Origin of the sequence: Streptomyces sp. SID14436, from assembly GCF_010548465.1 — a bacterium.
Lineage (GTDB): Bacteria > Actinomycetota > Actinomycetes > Streptomycetales > Streptomycetaceae > Streptomyces.
Map to the genome: position 1 here is coordinate 1 of NZ_JAAGMD010000732.1, position 4,563 is coordinate 4,563.

Consider the following 4,563-nt stretch of genomic DNA (forward strand, 5'->3'; position numbering starts at 1 on the left):
GCCCGCGACGCCCCGCGCCCCGGATCCGCGCCCCCGGCGCCTGACCCGCGCCCGCGACGCCTGACCCCGCGCCCCCCACCTGTGGTGTCACCCGAATGGCGGCCTCCGGTGGACAGGCGGACGATGGAGTGATGGGGCCCGGCCCCGCCGGTGCCGTCGTGTCGACGGAGGCCGGACCCGGCCGCTTCAGCGACGGCCGGAAGGAGAAGGGTCATGATGGAGGTCAAGACGCTGGACAAGCCGGACGAGCGGCGCGACTTTCCGCGCGGCCACCTCGAAGCCGTGCACCTGACGGGCCTGGACTTCGCCGTGGCCACCTTCGAGCCGGGATGGCGATGGTCCGAGTCGGTCGGCCCCATCGCGGGCACCGACAGCTGCATGGTCCACCACAACGGCTTCGTCGTTCAGGGCCGTATGCACATCCGGATGGACGACGGCGCCGAGGGCGAGGTGGGCCCCGGCGACGTCTTCGTCTGCCCGCCCGGACACGACGCGTGGGTGGTCGGCGACGAGCAGGTGGTCGTGCACGACTTCGCGGGCGCCATGGCGCAGACGTACGCGAAGGCCGACTGAGGTCCGGCCCCGCGTGACCCGGTCCGGGGAGCGGACGCCCCGGCCGAGCCCGCGGGGCCGACGCCGTCCGCGGCGCCCGGCGGGAGGAGCCCCGCCCGGGGTGTTCGTGGGCGTCCCGCGGCAGCCCGGAGGGGGTGGGAGCCCGGTGCGGCCGGGACCGCTCCCGGGCCCGATGCCGACAACTCCCGAGGCTCCCGAGGAGGGCAGCCATGACGAACGTGATGGACACGACCCAGGCCGACCGTGCGCTGAAGGCGAAGCACCGGGCGATGTGGGCCCAGGGCGACTACCCGGCGGTGGCCGCCGAACTCATCCCCGGACTCGGGGCAGTGCTGGTGGAGGCGTGCGGCGTCGGCCCGGGCGACCGGGTGCTCGACGTCGCAGCCGGCACCGGCAACGCCGCGATCCCCGCCGCCCTGGCGGGCGCCGAGGTGGTGGCGTCCGACCTGACGCCCGAACTGCTCGAGACCGGGCGCCGGCTGGCGGAGGACCGGGGCGCGCGGCTGAGCTGGGAGACCGCCGACGCCGAGGCGCTGCCCTACGAGGACGCCTCCTTCGACACCGTCCTGTCCTGCGTCGGCGTCATGTTCGCCCCGCACCACCGGGCCGCCGCCGACGAACTGCTGCGGGTCTGCCGGCCCGGCGGCACCATCGGCCTGGTGAGCTGGACACCCGAGGGGTTCATCGGCCGGATGCTGGCCACGCTCAAGCCGTACGCCCCGCCGCCCCCGCCCGGCGCGCAGCCGCCTCCGCTGTGGGGCGACGAGAACCACGTCCGTGAGCTGCTGGGCGACCGGATCAGCGACGTGACGGCCGAACGCCGCACGGTCGTGGTGGACCGGCTGGCCTCGCCCGAGGAGTTCCGGGACTTCTTCAAGACCCGCTACGGGCCGGTGATGAGCGTCTACGCGTCCCTCGCCGGTGATCCCGACCGGACCGCCGCCCTGGACCGCGACCTGGCCGACCTGGGCCGCCGGCACGACCGCGGCGGCGAGGGCGAGGGGACGGTACTGGACTGGGAGTACCTGCTGTTCACGGCCCGCAGGACCGCCTGAGCACCCGGCCCCCGCAGGACCGTCCGAGCCGAGTGCCCGGCGGAGTGACCGGCCCGCCGTACCGGCCGGGCACGCGGCCGGTGCGACCGGCGGCTCCGGCACCCGGCGCCGCCGGTCACACCGGCAGCAGCCGTCCCACCAGGTCGCTCAGCCGGCGGACACTGCGGCACTCGTGCATCTCGACCAGGGAGGCGTACTCCGGGGCGGCCGAGTCACCGGTGCCCCACAGGGTGCGCGGCTCGGGGTTGAGCCAGTGCACCCGCCGGGCCCGCCGGACCAGTTCGCGGACGGCCGGGAGGTTCGGGTCGGCCATGTTGGTGCGGGCGTCACCCAGGACGAACACGGTGGTGCGGGCGCCGACGGCGTCGGCGTACCGGTCGGTGAACTCGCCGAGCGCCGTGCCGTAGTCGCTGCTGCCGTGCCAGCCGGTGAGGGCCGCCTCGTCGCGGATGCGCAGCCCCAGCCCCTCCGGGTCGGCGGCGCCGCGCACCAGCAGGCCGGTCACCTCGTCGGTCCGGTTGACGAAGGCGAACACGCGGACCTTGGAGAACTCGTCGTGCAGCGCCTGCACCAGCAGCATCGTGAAGTCGGAGAAGCCGGAGACCGACCCCGACACGTCGCACAGCAGCACCAGTTCGGGCCGGGCCGGCCGCCGCCGGCGCAGCACGGGACGCATCGGCACCCCGCCGGTGGACAGCGATCCGCGCAGCGTCCGGCGCAGATCGACGGTGCCGCGCGAGGCCCGGCGGCGCCGGGCGGCCAGCCGTGTGGCCAGCTTCCGGGCCAAGGGCCGTACCGTCCTGCGCAGTTCGGCCAGCTGGTCCTTCCTGGCGAACAGGAAGTCGACCCGGTCGGCGGCCGGGGGCACCGCGCGCCGCGCGATCTCGTCCCGGCCCCGCCGTTCCGCGGCCCGGCGCCGCGCCTCGGCGGTCACCATCCGGCGGAACTCCTCGATCCGGCGGCGGATCTCGTCCTCCAGCAGCCGGTCGCCGAACCCCGTGCCGCCGCCCCGTGCCCGCACCTCGTCGCGCACCCGCGCCAGCAGGGTCTGCGGGCGCAGCCGGTCCAGCGTCTGGTACGACGACCAGCCGTCCGCCCCCGGGGAACCCCCGTAGCCGCCGAAGCCGTCGACGGCCTCCGCCGCCAGCCGGCCCATCAGCGCGGTGTCGTCGTCGGCGAGCGCGGCGGCCAGCCGGTCCCTGAGGGCGTCCCGGTCGGCCGGGCCGCCGCCGGGCGCGCCGACACCGCGCGGGAAGTACAGGTCGAAGACCGCGTCGAACACCGGCCGTTGACCCGTGTGGTGCAGCAGCGTCGCCGCCAGTCCCTCCCGCAGCTGCTCCCGGCCGGCGAGCCCGAGGGCCTCCACCGCGCGCGCCGCGTCCACCGTCTCGCCGGTGCCGACGCGGACACCGTGCGAGCGGAGCGCGGCGGCCAGGCCGGTCAGGCGCTCCGTGAGCCCGGAGTCCGAGGAGGTGTTCACACGGCGTCCAGGTCCAGCTTGGCCGCCGCCTTCTGCACGTCGTCCTGGTGCTTGAGGACCACACCCAGACTGTCCCGGACGACCGTCTCGTCGAGGGTGCCGGCGCCCAGCGCCAGCAGGGTGCGGGCCCAGTCCACGGTCTCGGCGACCGACGGTGCCTTGCGCAGGTCCATGGCGCGCAGCGCCCCCACCACCCGGACGACGGACTCGGCCAGCGCCGCGTCCAGACCGGGCACCCGGAGGCGGACGATCCGCCGTTCCAGTTCCGGCTCGGGGAAGCCGATGTGCAGGAACAGGCAGCGGCGGCGCAGCGCCTCGGACAGTTCACGGGTGGCGTTGGAGGTGAGGACGACGAAGGGCCGGCGGGTGGCGGTGACGGTCCCCAGCTCGGGCACGGTGACCTGGAAGTCGCTGAGCACCTCCAGCAGCAGGCCCTCCACCTCGACGTCCGCCTTGTCCGTCTCGTCGATGAGCAGCACCTTGGGGTCGTCCCCGCGGATCGCGGTCAGCAGCGGGCGGGGGAGGAGGAACTCCTCGCTGAAGATGTCCGTGCGCGCCTCGTCCCAGCCCTCGCCCTGCCCGGCGCTGATGCGCAGCAGCTGCTTGGCGTGGTTCCACTCGTACAGCGCGCGGGCCTCGTCGACGCCCTCGTAGCACTGCAGGCGCACCAGCCGGGCGTCGCCGGCCCGGGCGACGGCCTTGGCGAGCTCGGTCTTGCCGACCCCGGCGGGGCCCTCCACCAGCAGCGGCTTGCCCAGGCGGTCGGCGAGGAAGACGGTGGTGGCGACCGCGGGCGAGGCGAGGTATCCGGCCTCGGCGAGGCGCGCGGAGACGTCGTCGACGGAAGTGAACAACGCGAGGACCTCCGGCTGGGCGGGAACGGCGGCGTCGGCACCCGCGAGGGCGCCCGGACCTATCCAAGCGCTTGCTCACCGTTCTGTCACGGGGTCTCCCGGGGTCTCCCGTCCGCACCCGGTGACCGGACGGGCCGCAGCGGGCTCAGCCGCCCGCCAGCACGACCTCCAGGGTGCGCGGCCCGTGCACCCCCTCCACCCGGTCCAGCTCGATGTCGCTGGTCGCCGAGGGACCGGAGATCCAGGTCAGCGGCCGGGCCGGGTCGAGCCGCTCCAGGGCCCGCGGGACGGAGGCGACGACCTGCCCGGGGACCCGCACGACGCAGATGTGGTGGTCGGGCACCAGGGTGATCCGGCGCCGCCCCTGGTCGGGGGAGCCGTCCAGCACGATCGTGCCGGTCTCGGCGACGGCGACCGCGCAGCCGGTCACCACGCTGTCGGCCCGGTCCAGTTCCCGGGCGGTGCTCTCCGCCCGGTCCGCCACCCGGGCCACCCCGGACGCCGCGAGCCAGCGCTCGTCCAGCCCGGGCGGCACCAGCACCGACCGCGCCCCGCGCGCCGCGAGCAGTCCCGCGACGACCCCGGGCAGCGCGTCGGCGGC

Annotated in this window: 5 protein-coding genes; 2 read left to right on the plus strand and 3 right to left on the minus strand. The window is 75.7% G+C overall.

Going from position 1 to position 4,563, the window contains the following annotated elements; genetic code table 11:
• Positions 1–213: 213 nt before the first annotated feature.
• The gene (locus tag G3I53_RS26600) at positions 214–573 is read left to right on the plus strand and encodes a cupin domain-containing protein (protein WP_164332477.1); all 360 of its coding nucleotides are present in this window, start codon (positions 214–216) and stop codon (positions 571–573) included.
• 209 nt (positions 574–782) lie between these two features.
• Positions 783–1,628: a methyltransferase domain-containing protein gene (locus tag G3I53_RS26605; protein WP_164337903.1), complete on the plus strand. Its 846-nt coding sequence runs from the start codon at positions 783–785 to the stop codon at positions 1,626–1,628.
• 115 nt (positions 1,629–1,743) lie between these two features.
• Here G3I53_RS26605 and G3I53_RS26610 read toward each other — a convergent pair whose 3' ends face one another.
• The 3 genes from G3I53_RS26610 to G3I53_RS26620 all read right to left on the minus strand — a co-directional run.
• Entirely contained in the window at positions 1,744–3,108 is a 1,365-nt protein-coding gene (locus tag G3I53_RS26610) for a VWA domain-containing protein (RefSeq protein ID WP_164438850.1), read from the minus strand.
• Positions 3,105–3,962, minus strand: a complete 858-nt coding sequence (locus G3I53_RS26615; protein ID WP_164338460.1) for a MoxR family ATPase — start codon at positions 3,960–3,962, stop codon at positions 3,105–3,107. Before G3I53_RS26615 ends, G3I53_RS26610 begins: the two co-directional genes overlap by 4 nt.
• A 145-nt stretch (positions 3,963–4,107) precedes the next feature.
• Positions 4,108–4,563 (minus strand): LUD domain-containing protein (locus G3I53_RS26620; protein WP_164438851.1); only part of this gene is annotated, 456 nt, incomplete at its 5' end.